Source organism: Bradyrhizobium cajani, from assembly GCF_009759665.1.
Classification (GTDB): Bacteria; Pseudomonadota; Alphaproteobacteria; order Rhizobiales; family Xanthobacteraceae; genus Bradyrhizobium; species Bradyrhizobium cajani.
The window spans coordinates 1-23,315 of record NZ_WQNE01000009.1; the positions used below are offsets into that span (position 1 = coordinate 1).

The window sequence follows — 23,315 nt, forward strand, 5'->3', positions numbered from 1 at the left end:
CGCTACACCATCATGTGAGGGACGACCGCTTGCCTTCCAATCAAGCCGCGCGACGCGCGCTATCAAATAGTGCCGTAGCTAGCGCGGCTGGTTGGAAGGCCTCAGCGGAGCCCGTTACCCCATCTACGGGCCTCTGCGGCCCCTACGATCGCACCTTCCTAACGAGGTCCTCCCAATCCTTACCACCCCTTAACGATCACGCTTTCCTGATGACTGACGATTATTGACTTTTATCAGTGATTAGTCGACATTCCTCTCATTGCAGCCGCAGGAGTGTCCCCGATGTTCGTTCGGTCAGTTTTGTCCAGCTATTCCAGGCTCTTGGCGGGTGTATCGCTGGCCCTGATGGCCGCAGCACTGGCCGGATGCAACGATACGGTGGCGCAAAAGGCCGAGCCGCCGCGGCCGGTTCTGGTCGCGACCGCGCATTATGATGCCGAGACGCCGGAGCGCAGCTTCGTCGGCACGGTCCGGCCCCGGATCGAGAGTGATCTCGGCTTCCGCGTCGCCGGCAAGGTCGCCAAGCGCCTCGTCGAGGTCGGCCAGACCGTGGAGATCGGCCAGCCGCTCGCGACCCTCGATGAGGTCGACCTGAAGCTTCAGGCCGAGCAGGCCGTCGCCGAGCAAAGCGCCGCGACCGGCGTGCTGGCCCAGGCCGCCGCCGCCGAGCAGCGCGCCAAGGATTTGAAGGCCAAGGGCTGGACCACCGATGCGCAGCTGGATTCGAGCCGGGCATCGGCCGATGAGGCCCGCGCGCGCCTCGACCGCGCCGTCCGCTCGGTCGAGCTGACCAAGAATTCCCTTTCCTACGCGACGCTCAACGCCGACGCCCGTGGCGTCGTCACCGCAACGCTGATCGAGCCCGGCCAGGTGGTCGCCGCGGGCCAGGCCTCGATCCGCGTCGCCCGCTTTGCCGAGAAGGAAGCGGTCGTCGCGATCCCTGAGACGCTGGTTGGACGCGCCAAGTCGGGCGTCGCCAGCGTCACTCTTTGGTCCGAGCCGGACAGGAAGTACACGGCCAAGCTGCGCGAGATCGCGCCGGCGGCTGATCCGGCCACCCGCACCTATCTTGCAAAATTCTCGCTGCCCGAGGCCGACGACAAGGTCGCGCTCGGCATGACCGCGACGCTGACCCTGTCGGACGCTGCCACCGAGCGCGTCGCGCGGCTGCCGCTGTCGGCGCTGTTCAACGAAGGCGGCAAGCCCTCCTTCTACGTCGTCGACGACAACGGCGCGGTCACGCTGAAGCCGGTCACGGTGAAGTCCTACGAGAGCAACGACGTCGTCATCACCAGCGGTGTGGAAGAGGGCGCCAAGATCGTCGCTCTCGGCGTGCAGAAGCTCGATCCCAGCCAGAAGGTGCGGATCGTGTCGTCACTGTCCTTCTGATCCCGTCGCTCCGGGCCCGGTCCTTCGGGCCATCCCGGAACGACAAGAAAAGTAAGTTTCGTCGTTGCAAGGCGAGTTTCGGCCCAAGCGCAAATGCTGGGGCTGAAGCGGCGAAGCGATCCAGAACCTGCCCAGCCCCCTGGATTGCTTCGCTGCCTCGCGATGATGGTTTGAACAGAGTGGCTGTCGTTCTGGCAATTGGATCGTCTTTTCGGAGACTACGATGAAGCGCTTCAACCTTTCGGCCTGGGCCGTCAGCCATCCGACGCTGGTTCTCTTCCTGATGCTCGTGCTCGGCGTCGCCGGCTTCTTCTCCTATGAGAAGCTCGGCCGCGCCGAGGATCCGTTCTTCACCGTGAAGGTGGTCAACGTCTCCGTGATGTGGCCCGGCGCGACTGCGCAGGAGATGCAGACCCAGGTCGCCGACCCCATCGAGAAGAAGCTCCAGGAGCTGCCTTACTTCGAGAAGGTGCAGACCTATTCCAAGCCCGCCTTTACCGCGCTCCAGGTGACCTTCCGCGACTCCACGCCGCCGAAGGACGTGCCTTATCTCTTCTATCTCCTGCGCAAGAAGCTGGCCGACGTGCAGGGCCAGCTGCCTTCGGGCATCCTGGGACCCGTCGTCAACGACGAGTTTTCCGACGTCGATTCCATCCTCTACATGATGACCGGCGACGGCGCAGACTATGCCCAGCTCAAGAAGGTCTCGGAAGGTTTCCGCCAGCGCCTTCTGAAGGTTCCGGGCGTGACCAAGGTCGACGTCTACGGCAACCAGGACGAACGCATCTTCGTCGAGTTCAGCCACGCCAAGCTCGCCACCCTCGGCATCACGCCGCAGGCGCTGTTCGATTCGCTCGCCAAGCAGAACAACGTGACGCCCGCCGGCACGGTCGAGACCTCGTCGCAGCGCGTGCCGCTGCGCGTCACCGGCGCGCTCGACGGAGCCAAGGCCGTGGCCGAGACCCCGGTCGAGAGCAACGGCCGCGTCTTCCGTCTTGGCGATATCGCCACCGTCACCCATGGTTTTGTCGATCCGCCGAGCTTCGTCGTCCGCCAGGAAGGCAAGCCCGCGATCGGCATCGGCGTGGTCACCGCCAAGGGTGCCAACATCCTCGATCTCGGCAAGGAGGTCGAGAAGGCGACGGCCGAATTCATGAAGGCCGTGCCGCAGGGCATCGACGTCAAGCTGATCGCCGACCAGCCGAAGGTGGTCGAGCACGCCGTCGGCGAGTTCGTGCACTCCTTCATGGAAGCCCTCGTGATCGTGCTGTTCGTCTCGTTCCTGGCGCTCGGCTGGCGCACCGGCATCGTGGTCGCGATGTCGGTGCCGCTGGTGCTCGGCATCGTCTTCATCGTCATGAATACGATGTCGCTCGACCTGCACCGCATCACGCTCGGTGCGCTGATCATCGCGCTCGGCCTGCTCGTCGACGACGCCATCATCGCGGTCGAGATGATGGTGGTGAAGATGGAGCAGGGCTGGGATCGCATGCGCGCGGCGTCCTTTGCCTGGGAATCAACTGCGTTTCCGATGCTCACGGGAACGCTGGTCACGGCCGCTGGCTTCCTCCCCATCGGCTTTGCCAATTCCGCGGTCGGCGAATATGCCGGCAGCATCTTCTGGATCGTGGCGATCGCGCTGGTCGCTTCCTGGTTCGTGGCGGTGATCTTCACGCCCTATATCGGCGTCAAGCTGCTGCCCGAGATGAAGGCGCACCACAATCACGACCCGCATGCAGTCTACGAGACCCGCATGTACCGCGGCCTGCGCGCCATCGTGCAGTGGTGCGTCAACCACCGCATCACCGTGGTGGTCGCGACCGTCGGCGTCTTCGTCGCCTCGATCGTCGGTTTCGGTCATGTGCAGCAGCAGTTCTTCCCGCTGTCGGAGCGGCCCGAGCTGTTCCTCCAGCTTCGCCTGCCGGAGGGTACCGCCTTCAACGTCACCGAAAAGTCGGTGAAGAAGGCCGAGACCCTGCTGAAGGACGACAAGGATATCGCGACCTATACCGCTTATGTCGGCCAGGGTTCGCCGCGCTTCTGGCTCGGCCTCAATCCGCAGCTGCCGAACGAGGCCTTCGCCGAGATCGTCATCGTCGCCAAGGGCGTCGAGGCACGCGAGCGCATCAAGGCCAAGATCGAGAACGCGGCTGCCGAAGGCTTCCTGTCCGAGGCGCGCGTGCGCGTCGACCGCTTCAATTTCGGCCCCCCGGTCGGCTTCCCCGTGCAGTTCCGCGTGATCGGCCCCGACGCCAACAAGGTGCGCGAAATCGCCTACCAGGTCCGTGACGTCATGCGGCAGAACAAGAGCGTCAAGGACGTGCAGCTCGACTGGAACGAGCAGTCGCCCTACCTCAAGCTCGTCGTCGACCAGGACCGCGCCCGCGCCATGGGCCTGACCCCGCAGGACGTCTCGCAGGCGCTTGCGATGCTGATCTCGGGCGCGCAGGTCACGACCATCCGCGACGGCATCGAGAAGGTCGGCGTGGTCGCCCGTGCGATCCCGTCCGAGCGCCTCGACCTCGGCGGCGTCGGCGATCTCACCATCACCTCGCGTAACGGCGTCGCCGTGCCGCTCCAGCAGATCGCCAAGATCGAGTACGCCCACGAGGAGCCGATCATGTGGCGGCGCAACCGCGACATGGCGATCACCGTGCGCTCCGACGTCGTCGACGGCGTGCAGGCGCCCGACGTCACCAACCAGATCACGCCGAAGCTGCAAGCCATCAAGGACTACCTCGAGCCGGCCTATCGGATCGAGCCGGGTGGTGCGTTCGAGGAATCCGCCAAGGGCAACGCCTCGATCTTCATCCTCTTCCCGGTGATGGTCATGGTGATGCTGACGCTGCTGATGATCCAGCTCCAGAGCTTCTCGCGCCTGATCCTGGTGTTCCTGACCGCGCCGCTCGGCATCGTCGGCGCCTCCCTCGGGCTCAACGTCGCCAACGCCCCGTTCGGTTTCGTGGCGCTGCTCGGCCTGATCGCGCTTGCCGGTATGATCATGCGCAACACGGTCATCCTGGTCGATCAGATCGAGACCGACGTCTCCCACGGCCTGACCCGCCGCGAGGCGATCGTGGAGGCGACCGTTCGCCGTGCCCGGCCGGTGGTGCTGACGGCGCTGGCCGCGATCCTCGCCATGATCCCGCTGTCGCGCTCGGCCTTCTGGGGCCCGATGGCGATCACGATCATGGGCGGCCTGTTCGTCGCGACCTTCCTGACGCTGCTGTACCTGCCGGGTCTCTACGCCCTGTGGTTCAGGAAGAGCCTGGATGAGGCCGGTACGCCTGAGCAGCCTGCCGCGCCGCAGCATGGGAGCGATGACCAGCACGCAATTCCGCTTGCTGAAGCGGCTGAATAAATGAGAAGACTACCGACGAACGAGTCCTGACTGATGGCCCTGATTTCGGAACATATCGAAGGCGACACCCGGGACCGTATTCTCGAGGTGGCCGAGCGGCTGTTCCGCCAGATCGGCTACCAGAAGACGACGGTCGGGGACATCGCCAAGGAGCTCAGGATGAGCCCCGCCAACGTCTATCGCTTCTTCGAATCGAAGAAGGCGATTCATCAGGCGGTGGCGCGGGGCCTGATGGGCGAGGTCGAGCTGGAGGCGCAGCGGATCGTAGGCAGATCCGGTCCGGTCCTGCCGCGCTTTCGTGAGCTGCTCACCACCATCCATCGCATGAACACCGAGCGCTATGTCGGCGATTCCAAGCTGCACGAGATGGTCGAGATCGCGATGCAGGAGGACTGGGACGTCTGCGTCGCCCATATGGAGTGCATCGCCGGGGTGATCGGCCAGATGATCGCGCAAGGGGTCGCCTCGGGCGAGTTCGAGGCGCCCGACCTGCAACTGGCCTCGCTCTGTGCCTGCACCGCGATGATGCGCTTCTTCCACCCCCAGATGATCGCCCAGTGCGCGACCAAGCCGGGCCCGACCATCGACCAGATGATCGATTTCGTCATCGCGGGTCTGTCCCCGCGCCACTGACGGGCGGAGGAGTTTCCTCCTATAAGCTGCTCCACTGTCATTCCGGGGCGCGCGTAGCGCGAACCCGGAATCCCGAGATTCCGGGTTCGGTCCTGCGGACCGCCCCGGAATGACGGAGAGTGGAGACCCCGCGGTGACCGACAAAGACCTCTACTTCTACGAGCCCTCCAAGGGCCACGGCCTCAAGCACGATCCCTTCAACGCCATCATCGCGCCGCGGCCGATCGGCTGGATCTCGTCGCGCGATACCAACGGCCACGTCAATCTCGCGCCCTACAGCTTCTTCAATGCCTTCGCTTACGTTCCGCCGATCATCGGCTTCTCCTCCACCAACTGGAAGGACACGGTCGAGAACATCCAGCAGACCGGCGAGTTCGTCTGGAATCTCGCCACCATGGACCTCGCCAAGCACATGAACGCGACCGCGGCCCATGTCGCGCCCGAGGTCGACGAGTTCGAGATCGCCGGCCTCACCGCCGTGCCCGGCAAGCTCGTCAATGTGCCGCGCGTCGGCGAAAGCCCGGTCGCCTTCGAGTGCAAGGTGTCCGACATCGTCCGCCTCAAGGGCGCCGACGGCAAGGAGGCGGACGCCTGGCTGACGTTAGGGGAGGTCGTCGCCGTCCACATCGACAAGGCCATGATCAAGGACGGCGTGTACCAGACCGCCGTCGCCCGCCCCATCGTCCGCGCCGGCCGCCGCGGCGATTATTTCGAGATCAAGCCGGAAAACATGTTCGAGATGGTGCGGCCGGATTAGGCCGGCTTCTTTCTCTCCACCGTCATTCCGGGGCGACGCGTAAGCGTCGAGCCCGGAATCCATTCATCGACCAGCGCTGCCGCACGATGGATTCCGGGTTCACGCTCCGCGTGCCCCGGAATGACGGTGAGGGACAAGCGCAGCCAAATACCCCTCCCGGAACTGCCGCCACGCCCGGCCGTTATGGCCCCTGGGCGGCCGCCCGGCCGCGTCAATTTCGCAGGCGAAGTGTTCGCCTCCGCCAGCCACTTTCCGCTAAAATGCCCGATACCCGCGCCGATGCATGAGGTCAGCCATGAGCTTCCGCCGCGACATTATCACCAAGCCGATCTTCTCCCGGGCGCGCGGCGTGCTGCCGGCGATGTCCGCCACCGAACGCGAGGCGCTGGAGGCGGGCGATGTCTGGTGGGACGCTGATCTCTTCACCGGCAATCCCGACTGGTCGAAGCTGCTCAAGGTCCCGCAGGCAAGGCTGACCGACGAGGAGCAGGCCTTCCTCAACGGCCCCGTCGACGAGCTCTGCGCCATGCTCGACGAGTGGAAGATCTTCTGGGAATGGCGCGATCTGCCGCACGACGTCTGGCATTTCGTCAAGCGCGAGAAATTCTTCGGCATGATCATTCCGAAGGAATTCGGCGGCCTCGGCTTCTCGCCCTATGCCCATTCGGAAGTGGTGCGCAAGATCTCGACCCGCTCGATCGCCGCCGCCGTCACGGTGATGGTGCCGAACTCGCTCGGCCCCGGCGAGCTCCTGATGCGCTTCGGCACCAAGGAGCAGCAGGCGCGCTGGCTGCCGCGGCTGGCTGACGGCCGCGATATTCCCTGCTTCGGCCTCACCAGCCCGGAAGCCGGCTCCGACGCCGCCTCGATGGTCGACACCGGCATCATCTGCAAGGGCAATTTCGAGGGGCGCGAGGTCGTCGGCCTCCGGCTCAACTGGCACAAGCGCTACATCACGCTCGGCCCCGTCGCGACGCTGCTGGGCCTCGCCTTCAAGGCCTATGACCCCGATCACCTCGTTGGCCAGCAGGATGAACTCGGCATCACCGTGGCATTGATTCCGACCAATCTGCCCGGCGTCGAGATCGGCCACCGTCATCTGCCGTCGATGCAGGTGTTCCAGAACGGCCCGAACCGGGGCCGCGACGTCTTCATTCCGCTCGACTACGTCATCGGCGGCCAGGAGCGCCTTGGGCAGGGCTGGAAGATGCTGATGACGGCGCTTGCCGCCGGCCGCGGCATCTCGCTGCCATCGCTGTCGGCGGCGGGTGCGGCGTATGCCGCGCGCACCACCGGCGCCTATGCCCGCATCCGCGAGCAGTTCGGCATCTCCATCTCCAAGTTCGAAGGCGTCGAGGAGCCGCTCGCGCGCATCGTCGCGACCGCCTATCAGCTCGACGCGGCGCGCCGGTTCACCTGCGCGGCGCTGAATGCCGGCATCCATCCCGCCGTCATCTCCGGCATCATGAAGCTGCACGCAACCGAGCGGATGCGGGTCGCGGTCGACGACGCCATGGACATCCACGGCGGCAAGGCCGTGATCGACGGTCCGCAAAACTATCTCGGCAATCTGCATCGCGCCGTTCCCGTCGGCATCACCGTCGAGGGCGCCAACATCCTCACGCGCAATCTCATCGTGTTCGGACAGGGCGCCATCCGCGCTCATCCCTACCTGCTCGACGAGATGAATGCGCTCGCCGACACCGACCGCGAACGCGGGCTCGCCGCCTTCGACAGGGCGTTCTGGAAACATATCGGCCACAGCTTCCAGACGCTGTTCCGCGCCTTTGGCCGGAGCTGGACCTTTGGCGCCTTCGCGCTTGCGCCCGATGCGGGCGACGCTACGCCATTCTATCGCCAGCTCTCGCGCTACTCCGCGGCGTTTGCGCTCTGCGCCGACATGGCGCTGCTCACGCTCGGCGGCGCGCTCAAGCGCAAGGAGATGCTGTCGGCGCGTTTCGGCGACATCCTCTCCGAGCTCTATCTGCTCTCGGCCGCGCTGAAGCGCTGGCAGGACGAGGGCCGGCAGAAGGAGGACTTTGCCGCGCTCGAATGGTGCATGGCGACGGGTTTCAAAACCATCGAGAACCGGCTCGCCGAAATTCTCGCCAATCTTCCCAACCGTTTCGTCGCGGCCTTCCTCAAGCTCGTGGTCCAGCCGTTCGGTGCCCGCGTGCTCGGCCCCTCGGATCGCGTCGTGCATCGATGCGCGAGCCTCGTGCTGGAGCCGTCGGCGGCGCGCGATCGCCTCACGCCCGATCTGGCCCGTGTCGATGATGACGGCGGCTTTGCCCGGCTGGAGCGTGCGTTCAAGCTGGTCGCAGCCACCGAGGCGATCGCCAAGCGCATGCGCGCCGCGCATATTGGCGACTGGAAGGAGGCCGTGGCCAAGGGCGTGATCACTCAGGCTGAAGGCGAGCAGGTCGCCGCCGCCCGCGAAGCCGTCACAAAAGTGATAGAGGTCGACGATTTTGCGCCGGAGGCGCTGTCGCCGATTTACAAAAAAACCGGCGACGTGCATCAGTTCTTCCAGGAACTCGGTGAACAGAGGGCGGCAGGCTGATGGCACGACCGGTTTTCATCGTCGACGGCAGTCGCACGCCGTTCCTGAAGGCGCGTTCCGGGCCGGGGCCGTTCACCCCGGTCGATCTCGCGGTACAGTGCGGACGGCCGCTCTTGGCACGCCAGCCGTTTTCTCCAGATGATTTCGACCAGGTCATCCTCGGCTGCGTCAACGTGATCGCGGACGAGATGAACCCGGCCCGCGTCGCCGCGCTCCGGCTCGGCATGGGCGAGGACATGGTCGCCTTCACGGTGCAGATCAATTGCGGCTCCGGCATGCAGTCGATCGACACCGCCTATCGCTACATCCGCGAAGGCCACGCCGACATGATCCTCGCCGGCGGCACCGAGGCGCTCAGCCACGCGCCGCTGGTCTGGCCGAATTCCGGCGTGCGCTGGTTCGCCGGCCTTGCCACCGCCAAGGGCGTCGCCGCGAAGCTGGCGGCCGCCTTCAAGCTGCGGCCGCGCTACCTCAAGCCGATCATCGGCCTCGAGCGCGGGCTGACCGATCCCGTCACCGATCTGAACATGGGCCAGACCGCCGAGGTCGTCGGCCATCTCTTCGGCATTACGCGCGCACAGTCCGATGCGTATGCGGCCGAGAGCCATCGCCGGCTCGCGCATGCGCAAGGCGCGGGCTTTCTGAAAGGCGAGGTCGAGACCGCTTTCTCCCGCGACGGCAAGTTCTTCGATCATGACGACGGTGTCCGTCTGGACTCGACGGCCGAGACGCTGGCGAAGCTCCGACCGGTGTTCGAGCGCCCATGGGGCCAGGTCACCGCCGGCAACTCCTCGCAGATCACCGACGGCGCCTCCTGGGTGATCCTCGCGTCCGACGCGGCGGTCGCCAAACACAAGCTGACGCCGAAGGCAGTCATCGTCGACAGCCATTGGGCCGCGCTCGATCCGAGCATCATGGGACTAGGTCCCGTGATGTCCGCAACGCCGCTGCTCCAGCGCAACGACCTCACCATCAAGGATGTCGAGACCTGGGAGCTGAACGAGGCTTTTGCCACGCAGGTGCTCGGCTGCCTCGCCGCCTGGAATGACGAAAAATTCTGCCGTGAGATTTTGGGGCTCGACGGCGCCGCCGGCGAGATCGACCGAGAAAGACTCAACGTCGACGGTGGCGCCATCTCGCTCGGCCATCCCGTCGGCACCTCCGGTAACCGCATTGTGCTGCATCTCGTCAATGCGATGAAGCGGCTCGGCACGCGGCGCGGCGTTGCCACCGAATGCATCGGCGGCGGGCTCGGCGGCGCCATGCTGATCGAGGCGGTGTGACCATGGATTCCAGGATCATGACGGCGCTCGGCGACCGTGTGCTGACGCTCGGGCCTCAGCCCGCGGCCGACGGTCGCTACAAGCATTTCAAGCTGACGCGCGATGCCGACGGCGTCGCCTGGCTCTTGTTCGACCGCGCCGAGACAAGTGCGAACACGCTGTCCTCGGACGTGATGGAGGAGTTCGACGCCGTGCTCGCGGCGATCGAGACCGAGCGTCCGGCCGGCCTCGTGATCCGCTCGGCGAAGCCGTCCGGCTTCATTGCGGGCGCGGACGTCAACGAATTCCGCGGCGCATCCGATCCCGACATGGTGGAAACGCGCATCCGCGCCGCGCATGCGGTGGTCGATCATCTGGAAGCCTTGAGGCTGCCGACGGTCGCGGTCATCCACGGCTTCTGCCTCGGCGGCGGGCTCGAGGTTGCGCTCGCCTGCCAGTCGCGCATCGCCGTCGACGGCGCGCGCTTCGGCTTCCCCGAGGTGATGCTGGGCCTGCATCCCGGCCTCGGCGGCACCGCGCGCTTCACCGCGCTGGTCAATCCGACCCAGTCGATGACACTGATGCTGACCGGCCGCACCATCGACGCGCGCCGTGCCAAAGCGCTCGGCCTCGTCGACACCGTGACGCAGGAGCGCCACGTCCGCAACGCCGTGAAGGATGCGCTGTTCGGCCGGCTGAAGCGGGCGCGTCCGGGTCTCCTGACGCACGCGGCCAATTTCGGCGCCGTGCGCGGACTGCTCGCCAGGCGCATGCGCGCGGAGGCGGCGAAGGCGGCGTCGCGCGAGCACTATCCGGCGCCTTACGCGCTGATCGATCTCTGGGAAGCGCATGGCGGCAACAAGGCCGCGATGCTGAAGGCGGAGCAGGCCTCGTTCGCCAAGCTGATGGTGACGCCGACCGCGCAGAACCTGATCCGCGTCTTCTTCCTGCGCGAGCAGATGAAGAAGGCGGCCGGCAGTGGCAACACGATCAGGCACGTCCACGTCATCGGCGCCGGTGCCATGGGCGGCGACATCGCCGCGTGGTGTGCGGGGCAGGGACTGCGCGTCTCGCTCGCCGACATGAAGGCGGAGCCGATCGCGGGCGCGGTAAAGCGCGCTGCCGAACTCTACGGCAAGATCATCCGCAAACCGACCGAGGTACGCGATGCGCTCGATCGCCTCATCCCTGATATGGACGGAGAGGGTGTCCGCAACGCCGATCTCATCATCGAGGCGGTGCCGGAAAAGCTCGAGCTCAAGCAGAAGATCTACGCCGGCCTGGAGCCAGGGATGAAGCCGGGCGCGATCCTTGCGACCAACACCTCGAGCATTCCGCTTCAGGATCTGCGCAATGGGCTGGCGCGGCCGGAGCGGCTCGTGGGTCTGCACTTCTTCAATCCGGTGTCGCGGCTGCAACTGGTCGAGGTCGTCAGCCATGACGGCAACTCCGCTGAGCTGTTGAAGCAAGCGCTCGCCTTCGTCGGCGCAATCGACCGCCTGCCGCTGCCGGTGAAGAGCTCGCCCGGCTTCCTCGTCAACCGCGCGCTGACGCCCTACATGCTGGAGGCGATGGTGATGCTGGACGAGAAGACCGACCAGCGCCTGATCGACGCCGCGGCCGAACAGTTTGGCATGCCGATGGGACCGATCGAGCTCGCCGACCAGGTCGGCCTCGACATCTGCCTCGACGTCGGCGACATGCTGCGCACCAAATTCGGCGATCTCCTGCCGCCGACGCCGGCTTGGTTGCGCGAGAAGGTCGCCAAGGGCGAGCTCGGCCGCAAGACCGGCAAGGGTTTTTACACCTGGAAGGATGGCAAGGCGGAGAAGGCACCGCTCGCCGAAACCGGCCCGCGTGTCACCGACCAGATGATCGACCGCCTGGTGCTGCCGATGTCCAACGTCTGCGTCGCGGCGCTTCGTGAAGGCATCGTCGAGGATGCCGAGGCGGTGGACGGCGCCATGATCTTCGGCACGGGTTATGCACCGTTCCGCGGCGGTCCGCTGAACTATGCGCGCACGCGAGGGGTGGAGAATGTCGTATCCACCTTGCGCGCGCTGGCCGAACGATTCGGCGAGCGCTTCGCGCCTGATGCGGGCTGGGACAATTTCAAGTGAGAGGGGCATGAACGAACAAGCCAATACCGGGCCGAGCGGCGATCTCTGCATCCGCACGCTGGCGATGCCCGCCGACACCAATGCCAACGGTGACATCTTCGGCGGCTGGCTGCTGAGCCAGATGGATGTCGGCGGCGGCGTGTTTGCCTTAAAGGTCGCGAGGTCGCGCACCGTGACCGTCGCCATCGAGGCGATGAATTTTCGTAAAGCCGTCTATGTCGGCGATCTCGTCTCGGTCTATGCCAATCTCGTGCGCGTCGGGCGAACCTCGCTCACCGTGCATCTGGAAGCCTGGGCGCTGCGGCGCGGGGAGGAGCATCCGTTCCTCGTGACCGACGGTCACTTCACCTACGTGTCTATCGACGAACACGGTCGTCCGCAGGCGATCCAGAGGAACGATCCGCCGATCACGACGTAACTTGATTGGCGGCGCTGTCCGGGAGCATTTCCGCCGCCGCAGCATACTCTATAGTCGGCACTCATCGCTGCGGATGACGAGCGAAGGCGAATTAGTCGACCTATGATGTGCTTACAAGAATGCAAGAAGCGCAGTAAGCGTGCTGAGGACATTCTGGGCGAAGGCCGCGGTCTCGCTGAAGCTTGTGACCCTGGCCTTGATCTGCTGAAGTTCCTTGGTCGAATCTGACAAGGTCTTGGATAGATTCTGCAGCGCCGCGGTTCGTCTGTGGACGTCAGAGCGGATTATATCCTTAATGACTGCCTCAATAGCCGTGGAACAGATCGTAATTTGCGCCTTGATCGCGGGTGGAGCCGAGGCATATGCGTCACTCAGAGCATCATCTGCGGCTACAAGCTTCGTGAGAATTTGTTGCGGTGTCGGCACGTGCGCCCTCATCTAGCTGGTTTGAAGCTTCTTTGCTTTGTCGGCGACATCTTTGACAAAGGTGGTGAAGGCCATGACAGCCCGTTTGTCGTCCGAACTTTCCAACAATTCCCGATGAGCATCGACCATTGCGTCCAACCCGGAAGCTGAACTTTCCACGAGCGAAATGCGTGCAGCCATTGCGCTGTAGTCTGCCGCGGCGCTCATGTAAGCGTCGTAGCGCTGCGAGTCGCTCAGTCCGGAAATCTTGGTCAGCTTGTCGTCGAGTGCGCGCTTATAGGCGTTCTGCTGGCTTTTGAGGCCCAGCGCAATTTCAGCTAGATCCTGTTTGATCAGGTCACGTGCATGCTCAAGCTTGGGATGCACTCTTGCCATAACAACTCGCAACTGTTGCGCCGTATAAAACTCGGTGAGCAGACTGGCCGCATCCGCAATGATGCCACCAACGATCTGGATGTGCTGCGATACACCCGGAGATGTTCCTGCTCTGCTTGCGACAGCCGTCTGGAAATCAGACAGGGCGACACCGAGGCTTGTGGTGGTTTCGCCGACAGACTTCGCCAGCGCCGGGTCGTTGGCCTCGGACAGCGCCCGCGCGTAAGCTCCAATGGCTTTCAGAACAGCAACGCGAACAGCCCAGTCCTTCTTGAATTGCTTGTCCCAATAGCTGCCGTGAGGAGGAGGGAAAACCAGTCTCTTGCTTGCTGTAAAGTCGGTGGCGGCCCTCAGAGCCTGCGTCTTGTCGTCCAAATCCGTTTGAAGATCGGACGCACTTGAGGCTATCGACGTGATGGCCGTTGTTGAGTCCGAAAAGCTCGCGATCGCCTTGTCGGTTGGATGACTGCAATTCGAGACGGCAACAGCCGCCAACGCGGCGGCAAAAAGCCGCCGAAAGCGATAAAAAAACATAAATCAAATCGAAGCCAGAAAAGCTTCGTCCCTGCCCTCTCGCAGAGTCCACAATTATTGGTTGAATGTCAAATATATTTCGGGTTTGAGAAAAGCCGGGCCTATGCTGCATTGCGATCGAGATGCTTGCGCTTGCGATTTCGCGTTGCTTCACGTCGATCTCGCGTACGCATTTGTTTTGCGTGACGCTGGGAGCCTAAGTGCTATGGCGAAAGGCTCGTGTCGTTGGTTGTCACCAACGGCAATTTTTCTCTACCCGCTACGAAGGCGGACCAGAGACATCAGCGCCTCATCTTCGCTGTCATTGCCGTTAGCAAAACGCGGCGTCAGTGAGTCAACGCGTCGCGGCTTTGCCAAGAACGGGTCATAAAACGGATGAGGTCCAGGCGTACTCAATTGCGTGTCGATTCGGGGTGGAAACCGGCCGATGCCCTCAGGAACCTTTGGGCAGGCATGTTGTTATCTGCCCGCACTGAGGAATCCACGGACCATGCCGGACAGCTACATCATCGAAGTCAACTCGCAGACCGCAGGTATCGTCGTTCGTTCTCAGGGAGGCTACTGTTTCTTCGCCTCATCCCACCGCTTCAACCGCCTCGAAGGTCAATTCTTCCGCAACGCCCGCGAAGCCGAGCGCGCCGCGCGCAAGCTCGTTAACGGCGATGTGAAGGAGGCGGCGTAGTCGCTGTCATTCCGGGGCGCGCGCAGCGCGAGCCCGGAATCCATCGCGCCTCAAAATGGGTTGATAAATGGATTCCGGGCCCGCGCCCTTTCGGCGCGTCCCGGAATGACGTCGTCGATCACAACTTCGTAGCCGCCCGCGAGAGCAGTTTCCACTCGTCGCCCTGCTTCTGCCAGTTCATCAGGATGTGAAGGTTGGTCGGCACTTTTTTCCCATCGGCCGCCATCTCCTGTTCCGCCACCCAGTGGAAGCGCACGATCGCGGTGGGGCCGACGACCTTGATGGTCGGATCCTTGTATTCGATCGAGAGGAATTTTGACTTGCCGTCGGTCGCGTTGGTGATGAAGGTTGCCTTGTCCTCGACCTTGCCGCTGGAATGGCTGTAGCTCAGATCGTCCCAGCACAGCGCGCCGAGCGCCTTCGGGTCGGCCGCGATCTGGGCAAGGCGGAAGGCCTCGACCTTCTTCGCCACCGCCTCTTCGTCTGCCGAGGCAGCGAACGCCGGTGCTGCGAGAGCGAGTGCGGAGACGGCGAGAGTCGAGAGAGCCAGATCGCGTCGGTTGATCGTCATCGTTTCCTCCTTTTTGATCTTGTACCGAGTGTTGCAGCCGCGCGCGACTTTGTCGAGTGTCACCTCGCGGTCATCTGCATGCGTCATTGCGCGATCGACCCGGTATTGATACGTCTCGCGCATCGATGCGTCGCACATATGGGAAAGTACGGAAATGATTGAGGCGATCGGCACGGCATTGCTGTTCGACATCGACGGCACGCTCGCCAACACCGACCCGCTGCACCTGAAGGCGTTCAACCAGGTGCTCGGCCCGCGCGGCCATGTGTTCGACCATGCGCGCTTCTCGAAGGAGCTGCAGGGTTTCTCCAATGCGTCGATCGGCGAGCGCTTTCTGCCCGACGAAGCGCAGGAGCGGCGCGTTGCGATCCTCGGCGAGAAGGAAGAGGTCTTCCGCACGCTCGTGGCGGGGCAGATCGCGCCGCTGCCGGGCCTGATGGCCCTGCTCGAACGTGCCGACGCTGCCGGCGTTCCCATGGTCGCCGTGACCAATGCGCCGCGCCTGAACGCGGAGCTGCTGCTCTCCGGCCTCGGTATCACGCATCGCTTCAAGGCGCTGGTGATCGGCGACGAGCTGCCGCACGGCAAGCCGCATCCGCTGCCCTATCAGGAGGGACTGCGCTTTGTCGGCGCCAGCGCGGCGGCTTCGATCGCGTTCGAGGATTCCCGTTCCGGCGTGCAGTCGGCGGCCGCCGCGGGTATTCCGACCATCGGCATCCGGACCAGCCTCAGCCATGCTGACCTCGTCGGTGCCGGCGCGGTTGCCTCTGCAAGCGCCTTCGATGATCCGGAGCTGCTCGCGCGCCTTGCCGCCGTCATGGCGTGGTGAGCCGCCTCTTCCATTAACCGTGATCGGCGCGCGCATTGACCGGACGCGCGAACCGCCGCACCATGCATCGCTCTGATTTGAGGTTCTCGCCGTGACCGGACTGACCCATCGCCAAGCCGAAATCCTCAACATCGCGCGCGCCTCCGGCCGCGTCATGGTCGAGGAGCTCGCGCGCCGGTTCGAGGTGTCCGCGCAGACCATCCGCAAGGATCTCAACGATCTCTGCGAGCGCCGTTCGCTGACCCGGATCCATGGCGGCGCCATCATCGCCTCCGGCGTCGAAAATCTCGCCTATGAGGCGCGCCGCTTCGTCGCCGCCGACGAGAAGAAGGCGATTGGCGCTGCCGCCGCCTCGCTGATCCCGAACGGCTGCTCGCTGTTCATCAACATCGGCACCACGACGGAGGAGGTTGCGAGCGCGCTGACCTCGCACGAGGACCTCCTCGTCATCACCAACAACCTCAACGTCGCCATGCTGCTCTACCGCCATCCCCGCATCGAGGTGGTGGTCGCCGGCGGCACGGTGCGGCGCGCAGATGGTGCCGTGGTCGGCTCGACCGCGACGCAGCTGATCGGCCAGTTCAAGGTGGACTATGCCATCATCGGCGCGTCCGCGATCGACGAGGAGGGCGCGCTGCTCGACTTCGACTATCGCGAGGTGCAGGTGGCGCAGGCCATCATCGCCAATGCCCGCAGCGTCATGCTGGTTGCCGATTCCACAAAACTCCGCCGCAGCGCGCCGGTGCGCATCGCCCACATCAGCCAGATCCAGACCTTCGTGACCGACCAGGAACTGCCCGAGCGCCTCGCCACCATCTGCCACAGCAAGGGCATCGAGGTGGTCGAGGCGATGCCGAAGGGGGCGGATATCGATGACGCCCAGGGCGAAGCTCAGGATGCCGCGCCTGAAGCGGCGCCGGTGGTCCGGCTGCGATAGCGGCTCAGGCGTCGGCCCACGGGTTGAGCAGCGGAACGCCCGTAGGCTCGAAATCTCCTACGTTACGCGTCACGATCGTCAAGCCGTGAACAAGCGCGGTTGCCGCAATGAGAGCGTCGCGTTCGGCCCTCGGGTTGGGAACGTGAAGTTGGGCACAGCGCCGCGCCACTGCCGTGTCGATGGCCAGGATTCGGCCTTCAAAACGAGCCAGAATATGATTGTCGATCCAATTGCGCAGGAGCGCACCTTGCGCGGCATCTTTGCGCTCGATCAGGCGCGCGCCAAGTTCAATTTCGAGTATTGAGATCGCGGATATGAAGAAGTTCGCCGCGGGAATTGCATTGGCCCAGGCGACGACGTTGCGATGGGCTTTATCAGGTCGCCTCAGTTCGGAAATAACGTTGGTGTCTAGCAGAAACATCAGTCGAGATCGGCGGACTTGAAGATCCCGCCGGCAACAGGCGGCGGATCGAAATCAAAGTCCGTGTCCGCCTGCGCCAAAGCTTCGGCTAGGCTCATGTGCCCGCCAGTCAGACGTAAATAATCTTCGATCGTCAGCAGGACATGGGCCGGGCGGCCACGGTCCGTAATAAAGACGGGTCCGTGCGAGGCCGCTTTCTTGGCGCCGCTGGTGTCGTGGTTGAATTCTCGGCTGGTGAGAGTGGTCACCATCTTTTGCGCCTCCTGGCCAAGATCGTATCATATGTAGGCATGTTGCTACATTCAAGGCTCTGCGGCATTTGCTGACATCATTCATGCGCCACGTGCTGATCAGTCGGGCTTTTGCTCCTGAACCTGTCGATCCCGCTGCCAATCATTCCATCGCGTTGCCCACGAAAAAAGTTCCGGTTTCGCTTCTTGCCGCCTCTCTTTCATCTTGCTTTCGTTTTTCGGTGTGATCTAATCAAAAACGAAAGTAGCCGCTCGAAGGAACGGGCGGTCGCCGGGGGATGCGTCTGTTGGAGCGTATTTTCGACCTCGCCATCATCGGAGGCGGTGTTAACGGCTGCGGCATCGCGCGCGATGCGGTGGGCCGCGGTAACACGGTTTTCCTGTGTGAAATGAACGATCTGGCGAGCGGGACATCGTCCTGGTCGACCAAGCTGGTGCATGGCGGCCTGCGCTATCTCGAATATTACGAGTTTCGCCTGGTCCGCGAGGCGCTGATCGAGCGCGAGATTCTCTGGGGCATCGCGCCCCACATCATCCGCCCCCTCCGCTTCGTCTTGCCGCATCACGCCGGCCTGCGCCCCGCCTGGCTGCTGCGGCTCGGCCTCTTCCTCTATGATCACATCGGCGGCCGCCACCTGCTGCCCGCCACGCGCTCCGTCGATCTCCGGCGCGACGAGGTCGGCCGCCCGCTGATCCCGAACCGCTACTCCCGCGCGTTCGAATATTCCGACTGCTTCGTCGATGACGCCCGCCTCGTCGTGCTCAATGCGCGCGACGCCGCCGACAAGGGCGCCGAGATCCGCACCCGCACCCGTGCCACCGAGATCCGCCAGTCCGACGGCATCTGGACGGTCAGCATGGTCGACACGCTGACCGGTGCGCGCTCGTCGATCCAGGCGCGCGCGCTCATCAATGCCGGCGGGCCCTGGGTCGAGGACGTGCTCGGCCGCGGCGCCGGCGTCAACGCCAAGGCCAAGGTCCGCCTGGTGCAGGGCTCGCACATCGTGGTCAGGAAGCTCTACGACCACGACCGCGCCTACATGTTCCAGAACGCCGACGGCCGCATCATCTTCGTGATCCCGTACCAGGACGATTTCACGCTGATCGGCACCACCGACCGCGACTATGACGGTGATCCTGCCAAGGTGAAGGCGACGCCCGAGGAGATCCAGTATCTCTGCACGGCCGCGAGCGAATATCTGGCAAAGCCCGTGAAGCCCGACGACGTGGTCTGGACCTATTCCGGCGTGCGCCCGCTCTATGACGACGGCGCCAGCGAAGCCAAGGCTGCGACCCGCGATTACGTGTTCGAGCTCGACACCCCCGGCGGCGCGCCGCTGCTCTCGATCTATGGCGGCAAGATCACGACCTATCGCCGCCTCGCCGAAGAGGCGCTGGAACGACTCGCGCCCTATCTTCGCAGCGCAAAAGCGCGCGAGGGCTGGACCGGCAAATGGCCGCTGCCCGGCGGCGACATGAATGTGTCTGACATCGACGGGCTGATCGCCGAGCTCCAGCGCGGCTATCCCTTCCTCAGCCACGAGCATGCGCGGCGCCTCGCGCGGGCCTATGGCACGAGGGCCATCAAGCTGCTCGGCGACGCGAAATCGGCGGCGGATCTCGGCCAGGCGTTCGGGGCGACGCTGACCGAGCGCGAGGTCCGCTACCTCATGGCCAATGAATGGGCCGTCACCGCCGAGGACGTGGTCTGGCGGCGTTCCAAGCTCGGCCTGCGACTATCTGCCGACGAGATCGCATCGCTTGATGACTGGATCAGGACCCACGCTGTGCCGCAAAGTCCCCTGCTGGAAGCGGGAGGACGCTCATGACGGTGACACTCGACCACGTGACCCGGACCGTCGAAGGGGTGCCGCATATCCGCGACGTCTCCCTGACGCTCGAGAGCGGCACCCTCAACGTGCTGCTCGGCCCGACGCTGTCGGGCAAGACCTCGATCATGCGGCTGCTCGCCGGCCTCGACAAGCCGACCACGGGCAAGGTGCTGGTCAACGGCAAGGACGTCACCGGCGCCGACGTGCGCCAGCGTTCGGTCGCCATGGTCTATCAGCAGTTCATCAACTATCCCTCGCTCACGGTCTACGAGAACATCGCCTCGCCCCTGCGCGTGCAGGGCAAGCCGCGCGGGGAGATCGAGCAGCGCGTGGCGGAAGCGGCAAAGCTGCTGCGGCTCGAGCCGTTCCTGAAGCGCACGCCGCTCCAGCTCTCCGGCGGCCAGCAGCAGCGCACCGCGATCGCGCGCGCGCTGGTCAAGGGCGCCGATCTCGTGCTGCTCGACGAGCCGCTCGCCAATCTCGACTACAAGCTGCGCGAGGAGCTGCGCGCCGAACTGCCGCGTATCTTCGAGGCCTCCGGCGCGATCTTCGTCTATGCCACCACCGAGCCGACCGAGGCGCTCTTGCTCGGCGGCAATACGGTGTGCATGTGGGAGGGCGAAGCGCTCCAGATGGGCGAGACCGCCAACGTCTACCGCCGCCCGCAGACGCTTCGCGTCGCGCAGGTGTTTTCCGATCCGCCGCTCAATCTCGTCGGCATCGAGAAGAAGAACGGCTCCGTGCAATATGCCGGCGGCACGGCTTCGCCGGCCTCGGGACTCTATTCGTCGCTCGCCGACGGCGCCTATCGCGTCGGTTTCCGCGCGCATCAGCTCGGGCTCGCCAATGGCGAGGCCGGCCGCCACGCCTTCCACGCCACGGTGACGGTGACCGAGATCACCGGTTCGGAGAGTTTCGTGCATCTGACCCGCGACGGATCGAACTGGGTGGCGGTGCTGCACGGCGTGCACGAGTTCGAGCCCGGCCAGACCATCGATGCCGTGCTCGATCCGAATGATGTCTTTGTCTTTGACGCGGCTGACCGATTGGTCGCTGCGCCAGCATCTTGAGGAGGCATGCGCCATGGCCCGCATTGACCTCGTCGATCTCGCCCACTCCTACGGCGGCAACGACGCCCCGCCGGAGACCTTTGCGCTGAAGCCGGTGACCATGACCTGGCGGCAGGGCGGCGCCTATGCGCTGCTCGGGCCGTCCGGCTGCGGCAAGACCACGCTGCTCAACGTCATCTCCGGCATCATCACGCCGTCGCGCGGAAAGATCCTGTTCGACAACAAGGACATCACCCCGCTGTCGACGCAGAAGCGCAACATCGCCCAGGTGTTCCAGTTTCCGGTGATCTACGACACCATGACGGTGGGGCAGAACCTGGCATTTCCGCTCAAGAACCGCGGCGTGCCGAAGGCCGAGATCGACAAGCGCGTCGCCGAGATCGGCCGGCTGCTCGATCTCGAACCCTATCTGAACCGCAAGGCGACGCGGCTCACCGCCGACGCCAAGCAGAAGATCTCGCTCGGCCGCGGCCTCGTCCGCTCCGATGTCGCCGCGGTTCTGTTCGACGAGCCGCTGACCGTGATCGATCCCGAGCTGAAATGGCAGCTTCGCTCCAAGCTCAAGGCGCTGCATCGCGAGCTCGACCTCACGATGATCTACGTCACCCACGACCAGACCGAGGCGCTGACCTTCGCCGACACGGTCGTCGTCATGCATGACGGCCGCGTGGTGCAGAGCGGAACGCCGGCCGAACTGTTCGACAAGCCGGCGCACACTTTCGTCGGCTACTTCATCGGCTCGCCCGGCATGAACATCCTGCCGGCAGAGGTGAGGGGGCGCGAGGCCCGGATCGGCGGCCACGTCATCGCGCTCAACCGCGCTTACGACAATCTGCCTTCGGGCGCCAAGATCGAGATCGGCGTGCGTCCGGAGTTCGTCGAGGTCGTCGCGCCGGCGCTCGGCCTGCTCACCGCAAGGATCGAGCGCATCGACGATCTCGGCCGCATCCGCTTCGCACGGGCGCGCCTCGGAGATGCAAAGCTCGCGGCGCGTTCGCCGGCGGGGTTCACCAGCGCGGACGGCAACGCCGGGCTGAAGTTCGATCCGTCGCACGTCCACGTCTATGCCGACAGCCTTCTGGTGGAGGGAGCCGCCTGATGGACAAGACCATCAACCAAAAAGCCTGGTTCCTGGTGCTGCCGGTGTTCCTGGTGGTCGCCTTCTCGGCGGTGCTGCCGCTGATGACGGTGGTGAACTATTCGATGCAGGACACGTTCGGCAACAACCAGTTCTTCTGGAACGGCGTCGGCTGGTTCAAGGAGCTGCTGGATCCCTCGACCGATCTCGGCGGCCGCTTCCTCGCTTCGCTCGGCCGCAACCTGTTTTTCTCGCTGGTGATCCTCGCCATCGAGGTGCCACTCGGCATCGTCGTCGCGCTGTCGATGCCGCGCGAGGGCTGGACCGTCGCGGCCTGCCTGATCATCCTCGCGCTGCCGCTGCTGATTCCATGGAACGTGGTCGGCACGATCTGGCAGATTTTCGGCCGGCCCGACATCGGCCTGCTCGGCTATGTGCTGAACGCCATCGGCATCGACTACAATTACGTCTCCAACGAGGTTGATGCCTGGGTCACCGTCATCGTGATGGACGTCTGGCACTGGACCAGCCTCGTTGCGCTGCTCTGCTATGCCGGCCTGAAGTCGATCCCCGACGCCTATTATCAGGCGGCGCAGATCGACGGCGCCTCGCGCTGGGCCGTGTTCAAGGCGATCCAGCTGCCGAAGATGAACCGCGTGCTGCTGATCGCGGTGCTGTTGCGCTTCATGGACAGCTTCATGATCTACACCGAGCCGTTCGTCGTCACCGGCGGCGGGCCCGGCAACTCCACGACCTTCGTGTCGATCGAGCTCGTCAAGATCGCGCTCGGCCAGTTCGACCTCGGCAAGGCCGCGGCGCTGTCGCTGGTCTACAATCTGATCATCCTGATCGTCTGCTGGATCTTCTACACCGTCATGACCAATGCCGGCGTCGAACGCAAAGTCCAGGTGGAGAGCAAGCCGGCGGTAGAGCCCAAGCCTTCGGCCGGGCTCGTGCCGGTGCCCGCGCTCAAGCCAAAGGAAGGAGTGGCCTGATGCATTCGATTCCCGGCCGCCGCCTCATCATGGCGCTGTTCCTGATCTTCCTGCTGTTGCCGATCTACTGGCTCGTCAACATGAGCTTCAAGACCAACGCCGAGATCGTCTCGACGATGACGCTGTGGCCGCACACCCCGACGCTGCAGCATTACAAGCGCATCTTCACCGACGAGAGCTGGTATTCCGGCTACATCAACTCGCTGGAATACGTCGTCCTCAACACCATCATCTCGATCTCGGTGGCGCTGCCGGCGGCCTACGCCTTCTCGCGCTACCGCTTCCTCGGCGACAAGCACCTGTTCTTCTGGCTGCTGTCGAACCGCATGGCGCCGGCCGCGGTCTACGCGCTGCCGTTCTTCAATTTGTATTCGGCGATCGGGCTGTTCGATACGCCCTGGGCGGTGGCGCTCGCGCACTGCATCTTCAACGTCCCGCTCGCGGTGTGGATCCTCGAGGGCTTCGTCTCGGGCGTGCCGCGCGAGATCGACGAGACCGCCTTCCTCGACGGCTATTCCTTCCCGCGCTTCTTCATCAAGATCCTGGTGCCGCTGATCGCGAGCGGCATCGGCGTCGCAGCCTTCTTCTGCTTCATGTTCTCTTGGGTCGAGCTGCTGCTCGCGCGCACACTGACCTCGGTGCAGGCCAAGCCCATCGCCGCGATCATGACGCGCACGGTGTCGGCGGCCGGCATGGATTGGGGCCTGCTGGCTGCCGCCGGTGTGCTCACCATCATTCCGGGCGCGCTCGTGATCTGGTTCGTCCGCAACTACATCGCGCGCGGCTTCGCGCTCGGCCGGGTCTAGGAGGT

22 protein-coding genes are annotated in these 23,315 nt (G+C 64.4%); 17 read left to right on the forward strand and 5 right to left on the reverse strand.

The window, feature by feature from the left end; all coding sequences use genetic code 11:
- Positions 1–282 precede the first annotated feature (282 nt).
- From GPL20_RS13260 to GPL20_RS13295, 8 genes are all read left to right on the forward strand, one after another.
- Entirely contained in the window at positions 283–1,389 is a 1,107-nt protein-coding gene (locus GPL20_RS13260; protein WP_157329926.1) for an efflux RND transporter periplasmic adaptor subunit, read from the forward strand.
- A 223-nt stretch (positions 1,390–1,612) separates the two neighbouring features.
- Positions 1,613–4,750: an efflux RND transporter permease subunit gene (locus GPL20_RS13265; RefSeq protein WP_157329927.1), complete on the forward strand. Its 3,138-nt coding sequence runs from the start codon at positions 1,613–1,615 to the stop codon at positions 4,748–4,750.
- A 33-nt stretch (positions 4,751–4,783) separates the two neighbouring features.
- Complete coding sequence (locus GPL20_RS13270; protein WP_157329928.1) at positions 4,784–5,383, forward strand: TetR/AcrR family transcriptional regulator; 600 nt, start codon at positions 4,784–4,786, stop codon at positions 5,381–5,383.
- 133 nt (positions 5,384–5,516) lie between these two features.
- Entirely contained in the window at positions 5,517–6,140 is a 624-nt protein-coding gene (locus GPL20_RS13275) for a flavin reductase family protein (protein WP_254125752.1), read from the forward strand.
- Between the two features lie 295 nt (positions 6,141–6,435).
- A complete protein-coding gene (locus tag GPL20_RS13280) occupies positions 6,436–8,703 on the forward strand; it encodes an acyl-CoA dehydrogenase (RefSeq protein ID WP_167533008.1) in 2,268 nt (755 codons plus the stop codon).
- Complete coding sequence (locus tag GPL20_RS13285) at positions 8,703–9,986, forward strand: acetyl-CoA C-acetyltransferase (RefSeq protein WP_157329931.1); 1,284 nt, start codon at positions 8,703–8,705, stop codon at positions 9,984–9,986. The genes GPL20_RS13280 and GPL20_RS13285 overlap by 1 nt, the downstream gene beginning before the upstream one ends.
- A gap of 2 nt (positions 9,987–9,988) precedes the next feature.
- Positions 9,989–12,085, forward strand: a complete 2,097-nt coding sequence (locus tag GPL20_RS13290; RefSeq protein ID WP_167533009.1) for a 3-hydroxyacyl-CoA dehydrogenase NAD-binding domain-containing protein — start codon at positions 9,989–9,991, stop codon at positions 12,083–12,085.
- 7 nt (positions 12,086–12,092) lie between these two features.
- The gene (locus GPL20_RS13295; RefSeq protein WP_157329933.1) at positions 12,093–12,503 is read left to right on the forward strand and encodes an acyl-CoA thioesterase; all 411 of its coding nucleotides are present in this window, start codon (positions 12,093–12,095) and stop codon (positions 12,501–12,503) included.
- 111 nt (positions 12,504–12,614) lie between these two features.
- Here GPL20_RS13295 and GPL20_RS38790 read toward each other — a convergent pair whose 3' ends face one another.
- Both GPL20_RS38790 and GPL20_RS13300 read right to left on the reverse strand, forming a co-directional pair.
- Positions 12,615–12,929, reverse strand: a complete 315-nt coding sequence (locus GPL20_RS38790; RefSeq protein ID WP_167533010.1) for a hypothetical protein — start codon at positions 12,927–12,929, stop codon at positions 12,615–12,617.
- A gap of 12 nt (positions 12,930–12,941) precedes the next feature.
- On the reverse strand, positions 12,942–13,838 hold the full coding sequence (locus GPL20_RS13300) for a hypothetical protein (protein ID WP_157329934.1): 897 nt from the start codon (positions 13,836–13,838) through the stop codon (positions 12,942–12,944).
- Between the two features lie 490 nt (positions 13,839–14,328).
- On the opposite strand from GPL20_RS13300, the gene GPL20_RS13305 reads away from it, so the two are divergent.
- Complete coding sequence (locus tag GPL20_RS13305; protein WP_157329935.1) at positions 14,329–14,520, forward strand: hypothetical protein; 192 nt, start codon at positions 14,329–14,331, stop codon at positions 14,518–14,520.
- 118 nt (positions 14,521–14,638) lie between these two features.
- Here GPL20_RS13305 and GPL20_RS13310 read toward each other — a convergent pair whose 3' ends face one another.
- The gene (locus GPL20_RS13310; RefSeq protein WP_157329936.1) at positions 14,639–15,091 is read right to left on the reverse strand and encodes a nuclear transport factor 2 family protein; all 453 of its coding nucleotides are present in this window, start codon (positions 15,089–15,091) and stop codon (positions 14,639–14,641) included.
- A gap of 154 nt (positions 15,092–15,245) precedes the next feature.
- Between GPL20_RS13310 and GPL20_RS13315 the strand changes: the two genes are divergently transcribed.
- Both GPL20_RS13315 and GPL20_RS13320 read left to right on the forward strand, forming a co-directional pair.
- A complete protein-coding gene (locus GPL20_RS13315; protein WP_157329937.1) occupies positions 15,246–15,920 on the forward strand; it encodes an HAD family hydrolase in 675 nt (224 codons plus the stop codon).
- Positions 15,921–16,011: 91 nt separating this feature from the next.
- A complete protein-coding gene (locus GPL20_RS13320) occupies positions 16,012–16,857 on the forward strand; it encodes a DeoR/GlpR family DNA-binding transcription regulator (RefSeq protein WP_254125753.1) in 846 nt (281 codons plus the stop codon).
- A 4-nt stretch (positions 16,858–16,861) separates the two neighbouring features.
- Here the strand turns inward: GPL20_RS13320 and GPL20_RS13325 are convergent, their stop codons facing one another.
- Both GPL20_RS13325 and GPL20_RS13330 read right to left on the reverse strand, forming a co-directional pair.
- Complete coding sequence (locus tag GPL20_RS13325) at positions 16,862–17,278, reverse strand: type II toxin-antitoxin system VapC family toxin (RefSeq protein ID WP_157329938.1); 417 nt, start codon at positions 17,276–17,278, stop codon at positions 16,862–16,864.
- Positions 17,278–17,529, reverse strand: a complete 252-nt coding sequence (locus tag GPL20_RS13330) for a type II toxin-antitoxin system prevent-host-death family antitoxin (RefSeq protein ID WP_157329939.1) — start codon at positions 17,527–17,529, stop codon at positions 17,278–17,280. The genes GPL20_RS13325 and GPL20_RS13330 overlap by 1 nt, the downstream gene beginning before the upstream one ends.
- Before the next feature lie 83 nt (positions 17,530–17,612).
- Here GPL20_RS13330 and GPL20_RS13335 point away from each other — a divergent pair, with 83 nt between their 5' ends.
- From GPL20_RS13335 to GPL20_RS13360, 6 genes are read left to right on the forward strand one after another with little or no spacing between them, the layout of a single operon-like run.
- Positions 17,613–17,756 carry a hypothetical protein gene (locus GPL20_RS13335; protein WP_157329940.1) on the forward strand — a complete coding sequence of 48 codons (144 nt, stop codon included), beginning with the start codon at positions 17,613–17,615 and terminating at the stop codon, positions 17,754–17,756.
- Positions 17,757–17,807: 51 nt separating this feature from the next.
- On the forward strand, positions 17,808–19,358 hold the full coding sequence (gene glpD, locus GPL20_RS13340; RefSeq protein WP_157329941.1) for a glycerol-3-phosphate dehydrogenase: 1,551 nt from the start codon (positions 17,808–17,810) through the stop codon (positions 19,356–19,358).
- Positions 19,355–20,431 carry an ABC transporter ATP-binding protein gene (locus GPL20_RS13345; RefSeq protein WP_157329942.1) on the forward strand — a complete coding sequence of 359 codons (1,077 nt, stop codon included), beginning with the start codon at positions 19,355–19,357 and terminating at the stop codon, positions 20,429–20,431. Before glpD ends, GPL20_RS13345 begins: the two co-directional genes overlap by 4 nt.
- Before the next feature lie 13 nt (positions 20,432–20,444).
- Positions 20,445–21,530, forward strand: a complete 1,086-nt coding sequence (locus tag GPL20_RS13350; RefSeq protein WP_157329943.1) for an ABC transporter ATP-binding protein — start codon at positions 20,445–20,447, stop codon at positions 21,528–21,530.
- Positions 21,530–22,504, forward strand: a complete 975-nt coding sequence (locus GPL20_RS13355) for a carbohydrate ABC transporter permease (protein WP_157329944.1) — start codon at positions 21,530–21,532, stop codon at positions 22,502–22,504. The genes GPL20_RS13350 and GPL20_RS13355 overlap by 1 nt, the downstream gene beginning before the upstream one ends.
- Complete coding sequence (locus tag GPL20_RS13360) at positions 22,504–23,310, forward strand: carbohydrate ABC transporter permease (protein WP_157329945.1); 807 nt, start codon at positions 22,504–22,506, stop codon at positions 23,308–23,310. The genes GPL20_RS13355 and GPL20_RS13360 overlap by 1 nt, the downstream gene beginning before the upstream one ends.
- Positions 23,311–23,315: the final 5 nt, after the last annotated feature.

Excerpts from the sequence above, each read along its gene's own strand:
- GPL20_RS13350 (WP_157329943.1), top strand. The coding sequence starts at position 20,445 with ATGGCCCGCATTGACCTCGTCGATCTCGCCCACTCCTACGGCGGCAAC.
- GPL20_RS13265 (WP_157329927.1), top strand. The coding sequence starts at position 1,613 with ATGAAGCGCTTCAACCTTTCGGCCTGGGCCGTCAGCCATCCGACGCTG.
- GPL20_RS13260 (WP_157329926.1), top strand. The coding sequence starts at position 283 with ATGTTCGTTCGGTCAGTTTTGTCCAGCTATTCCAGGCTCTTGGCGGGT.
- GPL20_RS13330 (WP_157329939.1), bottom strand. The coding sequence starts at position 17,529 with ATGGTGACCACTCTCACCAGCCGAGAATTCAACCACGACACCAGCGGC.
- GPL20_RS13325 (WP_157329938.1), bottom strand. The coding sequence starts at position 17,278 with ATGTTTCTGCTAGACACCAACGTTATTTCCGAACTGAGGCGACCTGAT.
- GPL20_RS13295 (WP_157329933.1), top strand. The coding sequence starts at position 12,093 with ATGAACGAACAAGCCAATACCGGGCCGAGCGGCGATCTCTGCATCCGC.
- GPL20_RS13310 (WP_157329936.1), bottom strand. The coding sequence starts at position 15,091 with ATGACGATCAACCGACGCGATCTGGCTCTCTCGACTCTCGCCGTCTCC.
- GPL20_RS13360 (WP_157329945.1), top strand. The coding sequence starts at position 22,504 with ATGCATTCGATTCCCGGCCGCCGCCTCATCATGGCGCTGTTCCTGATC.
- GPL20_RS13305 (WP_157329935.1), top strand. The coding sequence starts at position 14,329 with ATGCCGGACAGCTACATCATCGAAGTCAACTCGCAGACCGCAGGTATC.
- GPL20_RS13355 (WP_157329944.1), top strand. The coding sequence starts at position 21,530 with ATGGACAAGACCATCAACCAAAAAGCCTGGTTCCTGGTGCTGCCGGTG.
- glpD (WP_157329941.1), top strand. The coding sequence starts at position 17,808 with ATGCGTCTGTTGGAGCGTATTTTCGACCTCGCCATCATCGGAGGCGGT.
- GPL20_RS13335 (WP_157329940.1), top strand. The coding sequence starts at position 17,613 with ATGCGCCACGTGCTGATCAGTCGGGCTTTTGCTCCTGAACCTGTCGAT.
- GPL20_RS13315 (WP_157329937.1), top strand. The coding sequence starts at position 15,246 with ATGATTGAGGCGATCGGCACGGCATTGCTGTTCGACATCGACGGCACG.
- GPL20_RS13285 (WP_157329931.1), top strand. The coding sequence starts at position 8,703 with ATGGCACGACCGGTTTTCATCGTCGACGGCAGTCGCACGCCGTTCCTG.
- GPL20_RS13280 (WP_167533008.1), top strand. The coding sequence starts at position 6,436 with ATGAGCTTCCGCCGCGACATTATCACCAAGCCGATCTTCTCCCGGGCG.
- GPL20_RS13290 (WP_167533009.1), top strand. The coding sequence starts at position 9,989 with ATGGATTCCAGGATCATGACGGCGCTCGGCGACCGTGTGCTGACGCTC.
- GPL20_RS13300 (WP_157329934.1), bottom strand. The coding sequence starts at position 13,838 with ATGTTTTTTTATCGCTTTCGGCGGCTTTTTGCCGCCGCGTTGGCGGCT.
- GPL20_RS13270 (WP_157329928.1), top strand. The coding sequence starts at position 4,784 with ATGGCCCTGATTTCGGAACATATCGAAGGCGACACCCGGGACCGTATT.
- GPL20_RS13345 (WP_157329942.1), top strand. The coding sequence starts at position 19,355 with ATGACGGTGACACTCGACCACGTGACCCGGACCGTCGAAGGGGTGCCG.